General features: G+C 48.2%; 22 protein-coding genes. 19 read left to right on the top strand and 3 right to left on the bottom strand.

The window, feature by feature from the left end; all coding sequences use genetic code 11:
- Nucleotides 1-30 precede the first annotated feature (30 nt).
- From psiB to AC6BYQ_RS24275, 15 genes are all read left to right on the top strand, one after another.
- A complete protein-coding gene (gene psiB / locus AC6BYQ_RS24345; RefSeq protein WP_097103178.1) occupies nucleotides 31-471 on the top strand; it encodes a conjugation system SOS inhibitor PsiB in 441 nt (146 codons plus the stop codon).
- Entirely contained in the window at nucleotides 468-1,220 is a 753-nt protein-coding gene (locus tag AC6BYQ_RS24340; RefSeq protein WP_176519339.1) for a plasmid SOS inhibition protein A, read from the top strand. The genes psiB and AC6BYQ_RS24340 overlap by 4 nt, the downstream gene beginning before the upstream one ends.
- A 688-nt stretch (nucleotides 1,221-1,908) precedes the next feature.
- The gene (locus AC6BYQ_RS24335) at nucleotides 1,909-2,355 is read left to right on the top strand and encodes a hypothetical protein (protein ID WP_038883484.1); all 447 of its coding nucleotides are present in this window, start codon (nucleotides 1,909-1,911) and stop codon (nucleotides 2,353-2,355) included.
- A 95-nt stretch (nucleotides 2,356-2,450) separates the two neighbouring features.
- Nucleotides 2,451-2,702, top strand: a complete 252-nt coding sequence (locus AC6BYQ_RS24330) for a type II toxin-antitoxin system Phd/YefM family antitoxin (RefSeq protein WP_142816513.1) — start codon at nucleotides 2,451-2,453, stop codon at nucleotides 2,700-2,702.
- Nucleotides 2,699-2,986, top strand: a complete 288-nt coding sequence (locus AC6BYQ_RS24325; RefSeq protein WP_004929861.1) for a type II toxin-antitoxin system RelE family toxin — start codon at nucleotides 2,699-2,701, stop codon at nucleotides 2,984-2,986. The genes AC6BYQ_RS24330 and AC6BYQ_RS24325 overlap by 4 nt, the downstream gene beginning before the upstream one ends.
- A 66-nt stretch (nucleotides 2,987-3,052) precedes the next feature.
- Nucleotides 3,053-3,280 (top strand): hypothetical protein, encoded by a 228-nt coding sequence (locus AC6BYQ_RS24320; RefSeq protein ID WP_309149103.1) that lies wholly within the window; start codon nucleotides 3,053-3,055, stop codon nucleotides 3,278-3,280.
- A 79-nt stretch (nucleotides 3,281-3,359) separates the two neighbouring features.
- Nucleotides 3,360-3,833: a hypothetical protein gene (locus AC6BYQ_RS24315; protein WP_309149102.1), complete on the top strand. Its 474-nt coding sequence runs from the start codon at nucleotides 3,360-3,362 to the stop codon at nucleotides 3,831-3,833.
- Between the two features lie 14 nt (nucleotides 3,834-3,847).
- Nucleotides 3,848-4,201, top strand: coding sequence for a hypothetical protein (locus AC6BYQ_RS24310; RefSeq protein ID WP_144302053.1), 354 nt, complete (start codon nucleotides 3,848-3,850; stop codon nucleotides 4,199-4,201).
- 737 nt (nucleotides 4,202-4,938) lie between these two features.
- Nucleotides 4,939-5,322: a hypothetical protein gene (locus AC6BYQ_RS24305; protein ID WP_261451804.1), complete on the top strand. Its 384-nt coding sequence runs from the start codon at nucleotides 4,939-4,941 to the stop codon at nucleotides 5,320-5,322.
- Between the two features lie 54 nt (nucleotides 5,323-5,376).
- The gene (locus tag AC6BYQ_RS24300) at nucleotides 5,377-5,796 is read left to right on the top strand and encodes a hypothetical protein (RefSeq protein ID WP_038883496.1); all 420 of its coding nucleotides are present in this window, start codon (nucleotides 5,377-5,379) and stop codon (nucleotides 5,794-5,796) included.
- 36 nt (nucleotides 5,797-5,832) lie between these two features.
- The gene (locus AC6BYQ_RS24295) at nucleotides 5,833-6,180 is read left to right on the top strand and encodes a hypothetical protein (RefSeq protein ID WP_309149101.1); all 348 of its coding nucleotides are present in this window, start codon (nucleotides 5,833-5,835) and stop codon (nucleotides 6,178-6,180) included.
- A 113-nt stretch (nucleotides 6,181-6,293) separates the two neighbouring features.
- Nucleotides 6,294-6,533 (top strand): hypothetical protein, encoded by a 240-nt coding sequence (locus AC6BYQ_RS24290; protein WP_309149100.1) that lies wholly within the window; start codon nucleotides 6,294-6,296, stop codon nucleotides 6,531-6,533.
- A gap of 344 nt (nucleotides 6,534-6,877) precedes the next feature.
- Nucleotides 6,878-7,387: an N-6 DNA methylase gene (locus AC6BYQ_RS24285; RefSeq protein WP_233074306.1), complete on the top strand. Its 510-nt coding sequence runs from the start codon at nucleotides 6,878-6,880 to the stop codon at nucleotides 7,385-7,387.
- A gap of 773 nt (nucleotides 7,388-8,160) precedes the next feature.
- Nucleotides 8,161-8,448 carry a hypothetical protein gene (locus AC6BYQ_RS24280; protein WP_038883504.1) on the top strand — a complete coding sequence of 96 codons (288 nt, stop codon included), beginning with the start codon at nucleotides 8,161-8,163 and terminating at the stop codon, nucleotides 8,446-8,448.
- A 226-nt stretch (nucleotides 8,449-8,674) separates the two neighbouring features.
- Entirely contained in the window at nucleotides 8,675-9,529 is an 855-nt protein-coding gene (locus AC6BYQ_RS24275) for an LPD29 domain-containing protein (protein ID WP_309149099.1), read from the top strand.
- A gap of 355 nt (nucleotides 9,530-9,884) precedes the next feature.
- Here AC6BYQ_RS24275 and AC6BYQ_RS24270 read toward each other — a convergent pair whose 3' ends face one another.
- Nucleotides 9,885-10,355: a transglycosylase SLT domain-containing protein gene (locus tag AC6BYQ_RS24270; RefSeq protein WP_125460869.1), complete on the bottom strand. Its 471-nt coding sequence runs from the start codon at nucleotides 10,353-10,355 to the stop codon at nucleotides 9,885-9,887.
- A 419-nt stretch (nucleotides 10,356-10,774) separates the two neighbouring features.
- Here AC6BYQ_RS24270 and traM point away from each other — a divergent pair, with 419 nt between their 5' ends.
- Complete coding sequence (gene traM, locus AC6BYQ_RS24265) at nucleotides 10,775-11,173, top strand: conjugal transfer relaxosome DNA-binding protein TraM (protein ID WP_198637284.1); 399 nt, start codon at nucleotides 10,775-10,777, stop codon at nucleotides 11,171-11,173.
- A 66-nt stretch (nucleotides 11,174-11,239) separates the two neighbouring features.
- Here the strand turns inward: traM and AC6BYQ_RS24260 are convergent, their stop codons facing one another.
- A complete protein-coding gene (locus AC6BYQ_RS24260) occupies nucleotides 11,240-11,602 on the bottom strand; it encodes a helix-turn-helix domain-containing protein (RefSeq protein ID WP_142106045.1) in 363 nt (120 codons plus the stop codon).
- 171 nt (nucleotides 11,603-11,773) lie between these two features.
- Here AC6BYQ_RS24260 and AC6BYQ_RS24255 point away from each other — a divergent pair, with 171 nt between their 5' ends.
- Nucleotides 11,774-12,370 carry a helix-turn-helix domain-containing protein gene (locus AC6BYQ_RS24255; RefSeq protein ID WP_042785942.1) on the top strand — a complete coding sequence of 199 codons (597 nt, stop codon included), beginning with the start codon at nucleotides 11,774-11,776 and terminating at the stop codon, nucleotides 12,368-12,370.
- Complete coding sequence (locus AC6BYQ_RS24250; RefSeq protein ID WP_126502345.1) at nucleotides 12,348-13,205, top strand: queuosine precursor transporter; 858 nt, start codon at nucleotides 12,348-12,350, stop codon at nucleotides 13,203-13,205. The genes AC6BYQ_RS24255 and AC6BYQ_RS24250 overlap by 23 nt, the downstream gene beginning before the upstream one ends.
- 11 nt (nucleotides 13,206-13,216) lie before the next feature.
- Here AC6BYQ_RS24250 and queC read toward each other — a convergent pair whose 3' ends face one another.
- Complete coding sequence (queC, locus tag AC6BYQ_RS24245; protein ID WP_309149098.1) at nucleotides 13,217-13,918, bottom strand: 7-cyano-7-deazaguanine synthase QueC; 702 nt, start codon at nucleotides 13,916-13,918, stop codon at nucleotides 13,217-13,219.
- A gap of 383 nt (nucleotides 13,919-14,301) precedes the next feature.
- On the opposite strand from queC, the gene traA reads away from it, so the two are divergent.
- Nucleotides 14,302-14,664 (top strand): type IV conjugative transfer system pilin TraA, encoded by a 363-nt coding sequence (traA, locus tag AC6BYQ_RS24240; protein WP_261451817.1) that lies wholly within the window; start codon nucleotides 14,302-14,304, stop codon nucleotides 14,662-14,664.
- The last annotated feature ends 9 nt before the right edge of the window (nucleotides 14,665-14,673 follow it).

Raw genomic sequence — 14,673 nt, 5'->3', positions numbered from 1 at the left:
GCTGCCGCCCTCGGGCGGCAGAACAGACGGATGAAAAATGCATTCAAACTGGAAAAACTTGAGGCGATGAGCGCCGACGAACTGGAACAGTACCGCGATCGGGGCAGGGAGTATCGGGTGATGCTCAACTGCGCGGTGCTGAGCCAGCTGGCGGTGCCGGAAGGCTGGCATGTTGTGGCAGAAGAGGGCTGCGAGTTCTGCGGGTGCGTGCCGGTGGTGTGCCGGATAAGCCCGGCTGGGGATGAGGCGACGGCGCTCTACTTGTGCAGCGCGGGAGCGGATGTGCCGAACTGGTCAATGACGCTGCCGTTTGACGGCGGTCAGTCGCTTGCGTGGCTGTATCTGGATGAGCGTTACACCCCGGTCACGATAAACCGGGTGCTGCACACCGTGGCCGGCTATTACCGGCTGGGGTTCTGGCGGCCGGAAAAGTTGGCGGTCGCGCTGCGGATGGGAGGGCATTGCCTGTGATCCCAAATCATCTCGCTCTGGTGCCGTGGCACCCGTATCGGCAGGCCGTCTGGCAGGCCATAGCTCAGGTCGAAGCCCGGCGTGAAGCGGGCAGACGGTTGCCCGTCTACCCATATGCCACGGCGTTTTTCCGCCAGTTAACCGGACGGCCCACACTTTCAGCCAAGGATCTTCGCATGATTGATGTAACCTACCGGCCCGGCGATCGCCGCCGTGCCACGCGCAAAGAAGACTATATGGACGCGCTCGACACCCTTATCGCCAGCCGGGGAGAGCACTGTTATTCCCCGTTGCCTGGCGACACTCGCGACACGCTGTTTCCGGAAGTGAACCGTCGCCGCCGTCAGCGGTTCGAGCATCGGTTGACGATGAAACACACCCGGCAGGCGCGCATCGATGACAACATCCGACAGCATAAACGGCGTCGTTACCAGGTGCGGAAAGCTCAGGCGGAGATAGAACTTGCGTTCATCACTCCGGGGGAACTTAATCGCTGGGTACGTCGCGCTAAGCAGCAGGGAATAGCGGATTGTGACTTGTTCGGGTTGGTACAGGCGTGGACGAGCCGATTCCCATGCCTTGCCGAACTGGATTGCTACCTCTGGTCAGCGAGGCCATTCTGGGAAAATTGTCTACAGGTCAGTCTGATCAACGGTGATCTATCTGCTGCTGACAAGGCTGATAATGATGCCCGAATTCCCAATCGCCTGATGTGCCGCAAACTGACTGCCCAGGGGCCGGTATTTTAACGGGCCAAAAAAGAAAGCAAAATAATAACAAGGCGCCTGACGGCGCCTTTTTCTTTTCTACTTATTGGCTTGGCCCCTTTTGGCACGCTATGAAGCGTATCCACTCGGTGCTTTGTGCATTCATTAGAGTCGGGAATTCGCTGCGTGTTTACGCTGCGGGGGAGCATCGGGTCTTTTCCTGGTTGGATTCGGCGTTTCCCTCGATTTGAATACTGTGCCAACAGCTGCAAAAAACAACACGCCAGCTGGCGCTTCCTTCGGTGGCAGGCCGCAAGCGTCCAGCCATCAAGCCCTACTCGACTAATCGCCCGCCGGCGGGCGCCAAGTCTCGCCGAACCCCTTCGGGTTTCGGGCCGGCCGGCTAGGGTCTGAAAGCCAGGGTCAACAACCTGCGCTTGCAGCCGGCTATGCCGGCGCCACTTTCACTGTTCGCCGCTGTGCCGGCGATCGCTAAGGGCGCCCCGGCGTTTCGCCGGGTCGGGTATGTTCCTGCTCATCTCACCGTTGGTTATCTCTCATCGGCCTCACGCGGCCGCTTTTGTAGCACCGTCGCCCGGTTGCCCGCAAGGGAGGATAAATCGCCGCAAGCGGCGCCCTTGCTGTCCCCCGTTCGCCGTCGCTACTTCCGCTTTTTCGCCGCGCAAGGTTCCGACGAGAGATAGATAACCCACCCAGCAAGGAGAACAGCATGAACACACAGAACGTCAACATCAACGTCAACACCGCCACGAAGGAACACTCTGGGAGATATGAAACGGCGGGATTGTGCGAACCAGAGACCCCGGAGCCGTGGGAAAAGCCCGGCGTGCAATATCCCGCAGCTGTTCGAGCGTTGGAAATGGAATTTATTTACTTAGACGATCTGAATGACCTGTATGCGCAAAGCAGCACGTCACCCGACGAGCTGGAGCAGGCTCTCTATGTGATTTTCGGCCGAATGACAGAGCTTGTCCAAAGCTGCGGTGCTGATTATAAGCAGCCTGACAAGCCGAGGGTTTCATACGAGATGGCCAAATACTGGATCAGGGGGCAACGGGTAGCGCAGCAATGCTTCGGGGAAATCGGTCAGCGCGCCTGGGAGCATGCACGTTACAGACTGGCGTTCGAGTTGGCGGTGGAGTATTCGTACAACTGACCTGCTGGGCGATATTTTATCAAAAAGACCTGTTAACAGGTCTTTTTGATGGTATAATAAGACCTGTTAAGCGGTCTTATTTAGTCGAGGATACCATGCCAAATATCATTCTGAGTGACACAAGTGCGAGCATCAGTGAGCTGAAGAAAAACCCAATGGAAACCGTTGGCGCCGGTGCCGGTTTTCCGGTGGCCATCCTGAACCGCAATCAGCCTGCATTTTATTGCGTGCCGGCGGCGCTCTATGAGCAAATGCTCGATGCCCTCGATGATCAGGAGCTGGTGAGATTGGTCAATGAGCGCCGTAGCGAAGCGCTGGTTGATATCGATCTGGATCAGTTCGCATGACGTATACGGTCAAATTTCGTGAATCCGCTCTGAAAGAGTGGGGAAAACTGGACAAGGCGCTGCAGCAGCAGTTCGCTAAAAAGCTGAAAAAATGCTGTGAGAACCCGCATATACCCTCGGCAAAACTACGGGGGATGCCGGGGTGTTACAAAATCAAGCTGCGCGCCTCGGGTTTTCGTCTGGTTTATGAGGTGATCGACGATTGCCTGATTATCGCGGTGGTTGCCGTCGGCAAACGTGAGCGCGGCGATGTGTACCAGCTGGCCAGCGAACGTCTGAAATGAAACAGGGCGCAGGCCGAAGGCTTGCGCCAAATATCAAAATCATTGGAATATAAAGGATTTATTGGAATGATAGTCGCAAAACCGATCTCGAGCAAAGAACCAGACCTGTTGGTAGGAAATGAACAAAAAACACTCATAATCAAGGATTTATCCGGTGCTGTACTGGCAAGTTTCAAGCCTGATGGCGCTGGCTGGACGCATGACCAATTACTGGCCATTGATATCCACAGCATGGCGCCAGAGGGATGGGATGCCTACCTGGCTGACGATTGGATCGGCAGTTCAGAAATATAAATTTTCAGCAAGCCGATATACCCAGCGTTTAGCGACGCTGCATCTTAAATTGGGCTCAGTCAAAGGAAGGAAAAAGGTAATGAGAACTATCAGACCGGAGATTTTTGAGAAGCTTCAAGACAAGCCAACCGCGGCGAAATACCTGCAGCCCGGCAAATGTGGTTTTCATACTGCGACAGGTTCCCGCCGATTGTTCATCGGGGAGACAACTCGCCAGTACTGGACGCGCGAAAAGTATGAAAGCCCCGAGGTCGGGAACACGGAAGCCTATGTAAACTACAGACTCGACCAGGCATCCGGGGATCTTGCTCCGGAGGAAAGAGAGGTTCCCGTTTGCCTGAAGGGGGAGGAAGGGGATGAGCATACGGCGGTGCTTTGCTATATGACGTTGCCGGTGAAGAAGGAGGGGGTTACTACTGAGGAATTCCTGGCGGAAGTCGAAGACAAGCTGACACTGACGCTGGCCGTTCAGTATGTCTATGATTGCCTGGAGGCTGAACGGCGAGAGCGCGCTACCGGCGGGTCTGATGAGATTATCATCAATGACTTCTGATTGGGAGGTAAAGAGTGGGGAAAAATGTATTTACTATTAAACATGAATACTCAAATATCGACTTCTCCGCACTGACTGATTCAGAGTTGACGGAGTTGATAAAGCGCGCAATGACTGAATTTCAAAACAGACTGAATAATCCTGTATTTGAAAATAGAAGAGAAGAAAGGAAGGTTGTTTATTCACCTTCGGCGCGACAATTGACATTTATAGAAAAGTGTCTTTCAGGTGGATATGTTCACGCATCAATGAAAGACGAGTATAAAGCATTAGCTAAAGAGTTTTCGGAATGGTTCACGAGTAAGGGATACCCTACAGATTTACGGGGTTCTGATTTTGAGCGCTGGAAACGCTATTACCAAAAGTGAGTATGTAATCTTTACACTGCCGAACAGGCAGCTTAGAAACTCTGGATTAATAACGAAAATTTACTGCCGTACAGGCAGATGCATCAAAAATAGCCTACGGGAAGAGGTCGCGTGGTGAGCAAAACCCACCGGCCGCCGTATACGCCGCAATTAACATGCTTCTTTTTCTTCAAGAAAAACAACTTGTTGTTGAGTAGTTTTCCAGGAATGAACCTTTCATACATAGCCGATGATCTGTCGATCGCCGGTGTCTATCAAAAACACCTTTTTAAACTTCCTATGAGCTTCCTTCGGTGGCCGGACGCAAGCGTCCAGCCATCGAGCCCTACTCGACTAGTCGCCCGCGCGCGGTCGCCAAGTCTCGCCGAACCCGCGTAGCGGTTTCGGGCCTGCCGGCTAAGGTCTGAAAGCCAACATCAACAACACCAAGATCAAAAACATGCGCTTGCTGCCGGCGATGCCGGCGCCGCTTTAACTGTTCGTCGCCTGGCGACGAACGCTGAGGACGCCCCGGCTTATCGCCGTGTCGGGTGTGTTCCTGCTCATCTCACCGGTGGTTATCTCTCATCGGCCCTTACGCGGCCGCTTTTGTAGCACCGTCGCCCGCGTGCCCGCAAGGGTGAAATGCACGCCGCAAGCGGCGCCCTTGCGTTCCCCCGTTCGCCGTCGCTACGTCAGCTTTTTGCCGCGCAAGGTTCCGACGAGAGATAGATAACCCACCCAGGAAGGAGAACAGCATGAACACACAGAACGTCAACATCAACGTCAACACCGCCACGAAGGAACACTCTGGGAGATATGGGGAAAACCCCAGTGCGCTCCGTACTGACGGTTTTGTCCGCAATCTGAACTCCTCAAATGCCTTTGATGTGATCCGCGCAGATATCGTGCTGGCCAGGATGGAGAAGCAGGCCGGGCAGTCATGTGGACTGCATTACGAAATCTTTGAGTCACGGTTGTTAGAAATGGCGATGAATTATCTGTGTGAATTGCCATTGAAAGACCGGCCGGTCTTTATGGGCGCGGCATCAAAGCGGGGTTTTATGCTGACGGAGGCAGAGGCAGACCGCGCCTACGATGCGTTCTTTTCCCTGAAAGATGAACTGTCGGCAGATTACTGATTTTCGTCGGGCTGCGCTTTCGTAGCCCGGAATATCACAAGAGGGAAATTGAGTATGAAAACTAACAATATCAATACTGTAGTAAAAGAATCGCCTGATGATTGGGATGTAAAAGCCTGCCTGTTCGTTACTCAAGAGATCGGCCGCTTTTCTGTCAAATTCTCGGCGCCTTGCATCGGGGGCACGGTGAACCTGAGTTGCAGCCACATCACCAACGCCTGCAATCCCTTTGATGCGGTAATGCGATTTGCGCGCGAAACCAGCGCGAAGGGCTGCACGGTGTACGCCGTGGAACAGGTCGAGCCTGTGCGCCCTGTTTGCCTGAGCACAACCGGGTATCGCTTTATGCAAAAAGGTTTCATCTGGCTGTGTCTTGATACCGGCGTGATCGTTGAAGTGTCAGAGGATGGCCGGATGCGGCGCGGGGATGATGGTTGCACGTTGCCGTACTACGGCACGTTAACCCGCATTTAACCGGTGGAAAACCACCATAACAGAGGAGAAAAAACGATGTATCAAACCGAAATCAGCACTGAAAACCGCATGGCGTGGGATGCAAGTACCGAGGCCGCTTATTGGCAGCTGAGGGAGCAAGAAGCACGTACAGAAGTCGTGGAGATCACCCTGACGGAGTTTATGGACGCGATCGCGGTGTTGTACCCGAAAGACTGGGAGGGAGATGCACATAGCGAAACTTTCAAGCTGGCCGAAATGTACTGCGGGGACGTTACCTACATCTTCGCCAAAGTCGGCGATCGCTATTTTAAGTTCCGTGACGTGGTGACGTTATCGCACAGCGCCATTTTGGCGCGGATCAATAAGGAGGTGCTCAGCCGGGAAACGAAGACCAAGAAATGAAAAAAGCAGCGTTTCCGCTGCTCTCTCATGCCGGTTTACCCCTGAGAAAGCTAGACCGGCGTTCTATCAAACTACATGGAGTATCGACCATGAAATCGAAAGACTCAAGCATCATGACAGTAACCGACGAGTATGTAAAGCGCCTGCAGGCCGAGTGCGAGCATGTGAAGCGCCAGCGGCGGATCGCGCGCGGCGATATAGCCGCCGCCGACGTCGATCCGGATCTGCGGTCGTTCGGGCGTCATATCGTCGGGTGTGTCCGTAAGGGTAAATCGGTGCGGGTGCCGTCGATGCGGGGCAGTGAATGGGGGCACGTTCTGCGTGCGCTGGAGTTAACGCGGGCGATGGCCTGATAACGCGAGCCGCTCCGTTTTCGGGGCGGCTATTCACTGACCCGGAGGTAATTATAGTGTCGCAACTCTCTTTTGATGACCTGTTTTCCGTACCCGTCGATGCGTTATGCCCGGCGGAAAAGAACGCCAGGGCTGATGCGGTACAACAACCAAAACCTGCCGTACTCGTACCGACCCGGAACCGGATAATCACCGGTGACGATCCGCGGAAGGCGTTTTTGAGTACGTTTCGTGAAACGGCGCGTAATCACCATCGGTACGAGGTTTTCAGCGATTTCGTGAAGTTGGCGGCCTGTGCTTTGGAGAATGCCTGTTTAAAGTCGCCGGATATCGAGGCGGAGTATATGGCCACAATACAGCGCTATGAGAAGGCTGACGCGCAGCGCATGGCGCAGCTGCTTTCGTGGCTGGTCATCGGGCTGGAGCAGAATATGGGGGATTTTCTCGGCTCACTGTTTATGGAGCTGGAGCTGGGTAGCGGCCACATCGGCCAGTTTTTCACGCCGTTCCATCTTTCTGAGCTGATGGCGGGACTGGTGGCCGGTGATCGGCTGGCGGCGCTGGAAAATGAGCCGTATATCACGCTGTCCGAACCGACCTGCGGCGCGGGCGGGATGGTGATCGCGTTTGCCAAAGTGATGTTGGCGCGCGGGTATAACCCACAAACGCAGCTGCGCGCCGACTGTGTAGACATCGATCCGGTGGCGGCGCGGATGTGTTACATCCAGCTGTCGCTGTTGGGTATCCCGGCGCGCGTGGTGATCGGCAACAGCCTGACACTGAAGTATCAGCGCGAGATGTATACGCCGTTTTGGTATCGCGTGACGTCCACACGCTGGCCAATGTATCGATAACAACTGAGGCGGGCAGGGAGATCCTGCCCGATAACGCATGATAGAAAAGGCGTTACTGGGAAAATTTACCGATGGTGCGGGAATCGCTAGGCGCTGTACAACTCGACGATTGAAGGATGCGGTGAACTATTACGCGTGAGCCTGGCAGAAAAGGGGCGGCGGTACAAAATGCAGAATAAGAACAGAGGACGGCGCCTGCGGCGCCGTTCATATTCCTCATTCCCGTTCTGAGTGTGCCCACTTGTTATGTCGCCATGTCCTTATTTGTCGTCCTGCCACTTTTACTTCCCAGCACCTGGTGTAAAAACCCATTCTACAAGAACTGGCGCTTCCTTCGGTGGCCGGTCGCAAGCGCCCAGCCATCGAGCCCTACTCGACTAGTCGCCCGCGCGCGGTCGCCAAGTCTCGCCGAACCCGCGTAGCGGTTTCGGGCCTGCCGGCTAAGGTCTGAAAGCCAACATCAAGAGCAACCCCTACGCTTGCAGCCGGCAATGCCGGCGCCGCTTTTCACTGTTCATCGCCTGGCGACGAACGATGAGGACGCCCCGGCTTTCTGCCGTGTCGGGTGCGTTACTGCTCATCTTACCGGTGGTTATCTCTCATCGGCCTTTACGCGGCCGCTTTTGTAGCACCGTCGCCCGGTTGCCCGCAAGGGTGAAGTGCACGCCGCAAGCGGCGCCCTTGCGTTCCCCCGTTCGCTGTCGCTACGTCAGCTTTTTTGCCGCGCAAGGTTCCGACGAGAGATAGATAACCCACCCTGGAAGGAGAACAGCATGAACACACGAAACGTCAACGTCCAAACCGCCACGAAGGAACACTCTGGGAGATATGGGGAAAAGATCATCGCTGATTTGGATTCGTTGCTGCAGAAAACAAGCCGGGCGCTGTTTAAGTTTCAGAAGAATGCGAACAGAAATGCACTCGGCATTCAAACAGCTGCGTTGAGCCAGGAACTTGAAAAATTGGTGAAGGGAATGCCGTCCATCCCAGAAATTCAGGAAAGAGTGAATAAGGTGGTCGGACTGCTGCACGTTATGGAAGATTTTTCAGCCCAGTTATAACAGCGGTCAAATTATTAACGGCTAAGGCAGGCTAACCCAGCCTTTTACGGGCTTTGTCTAGCGGTATCACTGCCTGGAAGATATTCAAAATATAGATACACGAAACGTCAACGTCACCACGAAAACATGAGGTTTTAAAGCCCGTATAAAACGGACGGCTCAATGAAATTTCAATGGTGAATTGCGTTTTAGAAAACCTAATCAAGTTGCTATTTGGAGAGATAAAATGAAAACGGATAATAACAAAGTCATTGTAATTGGACAGGTGGTGAGCACAAATCTTTATGGGTTAGGTAAGGGCGTAGTGTACGCGATCAGTGGTGAGCAATCGTCTTTCGGGCAAGGTAAAGAGCTAGGCGGCGTTATCTATCGTACCGCAAGTAATGCAAAATTTGATATTGCATTTTTCAATGGTGAGGTTAGCAACAATCTACCGGAAAGCATTTTACGAGGGGTGCAATGGACTGTTCATGATGAGGTCGCGACACTCGAAGCAGTAAAGATGGCTTGCGAATATTCAAAATTGGTTGCAGATAAGAAGGTTGAGGATGAGCGTAAAGCAAAAGAACACTTTGCCCTGGAAAAGGAAAGAATAAAAAACCTGCCGGAATATCAATCCCTGCAAAGCGAAAACCTGGGAGGAAAGGGGGTAGCAATCAACATAAGAAGAGAGCTTAAAGCCGCATACCCAAAAACGAAATTTTCAGTTCGTACCCGTGATTATGATTGTGTAAACATAAGCTGGACAGATGGGCCTACAGAGAACCAAGTTAAACAGATAACCAATAAATATAAGAATGGCTCTTTTGATGCAATGCAAGACATGTATGAATACAGCAGCTCACCATTTAATGATGTATTCGGCGGCGCAAAGTATCTTTTCACCGAGCGAACCATGTCGGATCTGTTGATAGCAAAAGCATTAGAAGTTGCTTTAGAAAAATATGGAAGTGAATTTATCACAGATGAATGCACTGTTACTTCATACAGAGAGGGTCGTTTGAATAGCTTTAGAGGTGACTTTTTCGAGCGTGGGCTTTCTTATGAAATAAATTTGATCGCGAAAGAAATTACGCTATAACATTCACCCCCGGTCAGTTGATTGGCCGGGGTGATTGGCGATTCATGATTGTGAGCATGGTTCATCCCGCGCGCTTATAATGCTTGCCACCATCGAGGATGGCAAGCATTATTCTCCCCGCCCGCCCAGCGGGAAATAAATTTCCCGCTCCCGCTGCCCCAAAGGGGCGCCCAGATTAGCACCAAAAAACGATAACGTTTTTTGGTGGCTTCCGTTATCTTTGTGAGCTGCTTACCCACATCTACACAATCGAGGTTATTTCACCTTGATCCGGTGAAATAACCGCTCCCGTTCGTTTCCCATTATTTTGATGGGAAACATCACTGGCTTACTCTCATGTGCATATGTGGATAAACTACGGGTTCTGAACGAGGAGAGGTTGCTGCTTGTTGGCTTTTATCGCCCGGTAGGTTTTCTCGATTTTACTCGCATACTTGTAACGTCGTTGCGCCTGCTTTGGAGAGTCTTTGAACCCTGCATTATAAGCACCCACTGCCTGCCAGGTCGCTCCCCACTTCTTAAATGCAATCGCGAGATAATAAGCACCAGTGTAGATGTTCATGCACGGATCTTGCTTCAGGTGCCGTTCTGAAACACCTATCAATGAGAGTGAGTTAAAGTGCTGTGAGTCAATTTGCATTAACCCCACGCCGTAGCCTGTTGTAGGGTTTGGGCCGATAGCCACGGGATTAAAACGTGACTCGTTCCATGAAATAGCACGTAGCAGGTCCGGGTCGATACGATAATCCCGGCCTGCCATGTCAAAACAATCAGCCATAGCGGCCGTTGAACTGAATAGCATTAACGCTGCGATGATGTTTTTCATGGTATCCTTAAAATCTCTAGCCCTGGTGAAAATCTAGCCTTTTCGGGATCTCGAGTCAACAAATTCGCGCTCTTTGGGGTAACTGCATCACACCCCACGCAAAATTGTATTTTGCAGAATTATCTAATTAAAACAGGTAGTTGTGAGTTCTAAGTTATTGTTATATTTTTACATAGTGAGAAATTAGAGTTGTAAAGGACTCTAACTAGAGTCGTTATTCGAGTTTGTACACAACTCTATATAGAGTTATCACTAAATTTCATATAGATAAACAGACTCGACCCTAGAGGCGAGTTGTGCTTTTTTGCTTTTATAGCTATCATTAGACTCGCAATTAGAGTCGGATTTGATTCGTGCATGCCAACTCAAAATACATACAGATTATCTGTCAGCTAATAATGTCATGGAGTAAAAATTATATGGCAAGAATTCAAGCATATGTCAGCAAGGAGGCGGTTGAAAAGATTCACGCAATTGTTGAACAGCGCCGTCAAGAAGGGGCTGCTGAAACTGAAGTAAGTACATCTAGTGTTATTTCCATGCTTCTTGAACTCGGTCTCAGAGTCTATGAGGCACAGATGGAAAGAAAAGATGACCCTTTTAATCAGACGGAGTTTAACAAAACTCTTTTGGAAAACGTATTGAAAACTCAACTTGCAATGGCAAAGGTTCTTGGTGCAAGTACTCTAGCTCCACATGTTGCAGATAAACCAAAACTCAATAACTACCAGCAAATCATTTCAGAAATAAACGAATCTGTTAATGACAGGTTAGAGCGATTTTTTATTAGTGTTGATTCAGATAGTGCTAACGAATGAACTATCATCAATAACTTAATTACCTCATGCCTCCTTTGGGAGTGAGGTAATTATGCTTGCTGATTTCTATTTGTTTAGACAGTCAATTATTTCAATTGCTAGTCGTTTGGCATCTTCAACTTTTTTAGCTAATTTCTTTTCTTCTATTACTGAACTGTAGAATTTATTTTTGGAGGGATTTGTTCTGTTTCTATGCATTTCAAGAAGATCTGACGCTAAATCATCATCTATCGTATAGAAGTAATACTCTGGGTAATCCAATAAGTTGGCTATTTTTACTACTAAGCTGAAAGGTGGTTCTGTTCTGCCGACTTCGTAACTTGACAGTCTTGAGCTTGAATTGGCCCCTTGTATACCTACAAGTTCAGCTAACTGCTCCTGTGTATAACCATTTGATATTCTGGCATCTTTTAGTCTTTTTGGTATCATGATCCCCTCCTTTATTATGATTTTACATAGTGTTAGGAGGTGAAAAATCCACATAATCAAGAACTGTTGATAATGTGTAGTTCATGCTGTGCTATGTTTATTTCATCATCTGATGTCTTTCATGTATCATCTTTTGACTAACCATCACTATTATTTGATCATGAGTATGCCATGAATAATACCGAGATAATAAAAAAGAATATAAATTACCTTCTTTCTTCGAGAAAGGAAACACAAGTTTCTTTGAGTGATGGTGCCGGTGTTAATCGAACTACTATATATAAGATCCTTGAAGGTAGGGTAGAGCGCGTTCAAGAAAATACTCTTCGAAAAGTAGCCGGATTCTTTGGTGTTTCATTTAAAGAAATTCAATCTGTTGATTTACAAGAAAAGGAGTTATCTAATAAGTTAGTAACCATCGATGGTAACATGAACCCGTTGGCGGTTCCGATTATTAAAGATACAACTATACTCTCTGCAGTAAATGCAAAAATTGGACGGTTAGTTATGTCGTCACCTATAACTTATTTCTTCGGTGAAGGTCCTAATGTAGTTGGAATACTTCTAACAAAAGAGATAAAAGGATACTATAATAAAGGTGATGTGATCATCGTTCGCCGTGAGGCTATCATTCATGAGGCAAATGTTCTTGTGGTTACTTCAAGCAAAAGTTTGAAGGTGATTGATGGTAGTTCGGCTCATTTAGTTGCTGAGGATGTTGTTGGTACAATAATCGAGGAAAGGTATGGAAGCGAATATAAAATATAAGCTAATTGGATTTGATATCCTCAATGGAAAAGCTAACGTTATGGTGTTGAATACTGGGCGGGTTATGTCAATGCCATACGAAAGACTACTATCTTCAGAGGTGATTGATGATTTTAACGCTAGAGAAGTGTCGGCGGTTTGTCGAAAAATATATAGCTCTGGTGAAAGTGTTAAAACTGAATATGAGTTTAAAGATAGAAATGAAAAGCAGTGGTTAACTTATGTTGCTTTTTGTCTGGTTATTAGTGTTTGTTATATATTTAGTAATATAGCTGCAGTCAAACCAGTTCACATACAATACTTTGATCTTATCATTACGCCTGGTACTTTTGTTTACCCGTTTACATTCTTAGTAGTAGATCTTCTGAATGAATTTTATGGATTTAGGTTGGCAAGAAAAGCCATATATATGTGTGTTGTTGCTAATGCAGCAATATTAGGGTTGCTTTATGTTTCTCTGAAGTTACCTGTTATACCTGAATGGATATTCAATGGCCCATATAATAGCCTTATTAATCAAATACAATCAACATTTCTTGCATCAACTATAGCATTTCTTACCTCCGAGCTGGCTAATTCATATGTGCTTTGTAAAATCAAAGAACTGACTAATTCTCGCTACTTATATATAAGGATTCTGTCCAGTATATTTGTGGCCTCTGTTATAGATAGTGTTGTCTTTTGTTTCATAGCTTTCAGTGGTTTGATGACAAACGAACAAATAATAGGAATTATCGCAGTTCAAGTAATAATTAAGTTAGCGTATGCAATTGTTAATGTTTTTCCTGCGTATGGAGCAAGGTATCTATTTAATAAATACCTCACTCAAGAATAATATTTAATTAGTCATAAGGCCTGTTTTTTTTGCAGGCTTTTTTTTATTTCTTCTTTATTTTGTACGTATTCATTAAATCCCCTCAATCGTAGAAAACATGCGTCGCATTGCCCACACCCAAAACTTTTAACTCCATTGTAACAAGTTAAAGTTTCATCTCTGATGAGTTCCAAACATCCCATATTGTCTGCTAATGCCCATGTCTCAGCTTTGTTTAATGACATTAGTGGCGTTACAAACTTGATATCTCTTCCTATTCCTAAACTTACTGCGTGGTTTAACGCTTTCACAAAAACATCACGGCAGTCCGGGTATCCTGAAAAATCAGTCTCACAAACACCTGTTATTACGTCTTTCGCATTTACTTGAAATGCATAGATGGCGGCAAGGGTAAGGAATACGATGTTTCTGCCAGGAACAAACGTTGATGGTATTCCATCCGAATCAGCATTTTTGTGTTCGGGCACTTCAATCTCATTTCTAGTCAAACTACTTATTGCTAACTCATTGATTACATTAACATCTATAATTTTATGTGAGCTTACGTTTAGCTTCTTTGCAAGTTGCTCCGCTATTTTAATTTCTTCACTGTGGCGCTGGCCGTAGTCGAAGGTTAAACAGTGCACGGAGTCATACTCAGCGAGAGCCTTCACTAAGCACGTAGTTGAATCTTGACCTCCACTGAATACAACTACTGCTGTTTTTCCTGACATATAAACTCCTTATTATTCAATTTGATGAAATTAAAAAGCATCATATGGTGCGTTTTGTGTTGCTTTGTTGTTGGATGTATTCTACAGTTTCATTGTTTTAGTTCAATCAGTCAAACCATTGGTAGCTGTAGATGGTCATCTCGTAGAGCAGATTCATCACACTCACACCGCGAGATTAAGTTTTAATTTAATGATTTTTATTGTTTTTTTTGTGATTTGACTTCAAGTGGTTACATCAAAAACAGCTTATTTTTTATCAAAATATCTTTAATTTTCATAATGTAAGGGGGTGCTGCTAACTGTTCAAATAATCTCATTTCATACTAAGCCAAGGATGTTTCTCTATTGCATCCAAAGATTTACTTCATTCAAGGATAATTTAAATGAATGCTTCATTAAGCGCTCAGGGGCCTTCTGTTGCCCAACGTCAGGGATTTTCACTTCGTAAGCTGTTTTCTCGGCAACGCGTAGTGAATTTCCTCAAGGTGATCCTGCCGTTTGCCGTACTGGCTTCGTTCTTCCCGGAAGTGGCTCTCGCCGGTGGCGGTAAGGACATGCTGCAATCCGGCGATGCCGATGTGAAGGCAACGGCAGGCTCCGGCTCCACCATGGTCAAATGGATCGTCCTGGTCGAGGTGCTGGTTGGTGCCGTGATGTATATGGCCACCAAGAACCTTAAATACCTCTCCGGCTTCATCGTGGTCTCTGTTCTGATCGCGGTGGGGATGAAAGTCGCCGGGTATTAATCGGGGGCG

This window comes from Serratia sp. LTN-2 (assembly GCF_059740205.1).
This window is presented reverse-complemented; position numbering and strand designations above follow the sequence as displayed.

Excerpts from the sequence above, each read along its gene's own strand:
- psiB (WP_097103178.1), top strand. The coding sequence starts at position 31 with ATGAAAAATGCATTCAAACTGGAAAAACTTGAGGCGATGAGCGCCGAC.
- AC6BYQ_RS24335 (WP_038883484.1), top strand. The coding sequence starts at position 1,909 with ATGAACACACAGAACGTCAACATCAACGTCAACACCGCCACGAAGGAA.
- AC6BYQ_RS24330 (WP_142816513.1), top strand. The coding sequence starts at position 2,451 with ATGCCAAATATCATTCTGAGTGACACAAGTGCGAGCATCAGTGAGCTG.
- AC6BYQ_RS24325 (WP_004929861.1), top strand. The coding sequence starts at position 2,699 with ATGACGTATACGGTCAAATTTCGTGAATCCGCTCTGAAAGAGTGGGGA.
- AC6BYQ_RS24320 (WP_309149103.1), top strand. The coding sequence starts at position 3,053 with ATGATAGTCGCAAAACCGATCTCGAGCAAAGAACCAGACCTGTTGGTA.
- AC6BYQ_RS24315 (WP_309149102.1), top strand. The coding sequence starts at position 3,360 with ATGAGAACTATCAGACCGGAGATTTTTGAGAAGCTTCAAGACAAGCCA.
- AC6BYQ_RS24305 (WP_261451804.1), top strand. The coding sequence starts at position 4,939 with ATGAACACACAGAACGTCAACATCAACGTCAACACCGCCACGAAGGAA.
- AC6BYQ_RS24300 (WP_038883496.1), top strand. The coding sequence starts at position 5,377 with ATGAAAACTAACAATATCAATACTGTAGTAAAAGAATCGCCTGATGAT.
- AC6BYQ_RS24295 (WP_309149101.1), top strand. The coding sequence starts at position 5,833 with ATGTATCAAACCGAAATCAGCACTGAAAACCGCATGGCGTGGGATGCA.
- AC6BYQ_RS24290 (WP_309149100.1), top strand. The coding sequence starts at position 6,294 with ATGACAGTAACCGACGAGTATGTAAAGCGCCTGCAGGCCGAGTGCGAG.
- AC6BYQ_RS24285 (WP_233074306.1), top strand. The coding sequence starts at position 6,878 with ATGGCCACAATACAGCGCTATGAGAAGGCTGACGCGCAGCGCATGGCG.
- AC6BYQ_RS24280 (WP_038883504.1), top strand. The coding sequence starts at position 8,161 with ATGAACACACGAAACGTCAACGTCCAAACCGCCACGAAGGAACACTCT.
- AC6BYQ_RS24275 (WP_309149099.1), top strand. The coding sequence starts at position 8,675 with ATGAAAACGGATAATAACAAAGTCATTGTAATTGGACAGGTGGTGAGC.
- AC6BYQ_RS24270 (WP_125460869.1), bottom strand. The coding sequence starts at position 10,355 with ATGAAAAACATCATCGCAGCGTTAATGCTATTCAGTTCAACGGCCGCT.
- traM (WP_198637284.1), top strand. The coding sequence starts at position 10,775 with ATGGCAAGAATTCAAGCATATGTCAGCAAGGAGGCGGTTGAAAAGATT.
- AC6BYQ_RS24260 (WP_142106045.1), bottom strand. The coding sequence starts at position 11,602 with ATGATACCAAAAAGACTAAAAGATGCCAGAATATCAAATGGTTATACA.
- AC6BYQ_RS24255 (WP_042785942.1), top strand. The coding sequence starts at position 11,774 with ATGAATAATACCGAGATAATAAAAAAGAATATAAATTACCTTCTTTCT.
- AC6BYQ_RS24250 (WP_126502345.1), top strand. The coding sequence starts at position 12,348 with ATGGAAGCGAATATAAAATATAAGCTAATTGGATTTGATATCCTCAAT.
- queC (WP_309149098.1), bottom strand. The coding sequence starts at position 13,918 with ATGTCAGGAAAAACAGCAGTAGTTGTATTCAGTGGAGGTCAAGATTCA.
- traA (WP_261451817.1), top strand. The coding sequence starts at position 14,302 with ATGAATGCTTCATTAAGCGCTCAGGGGCCTTCTGTTGCCCAACGTCAG.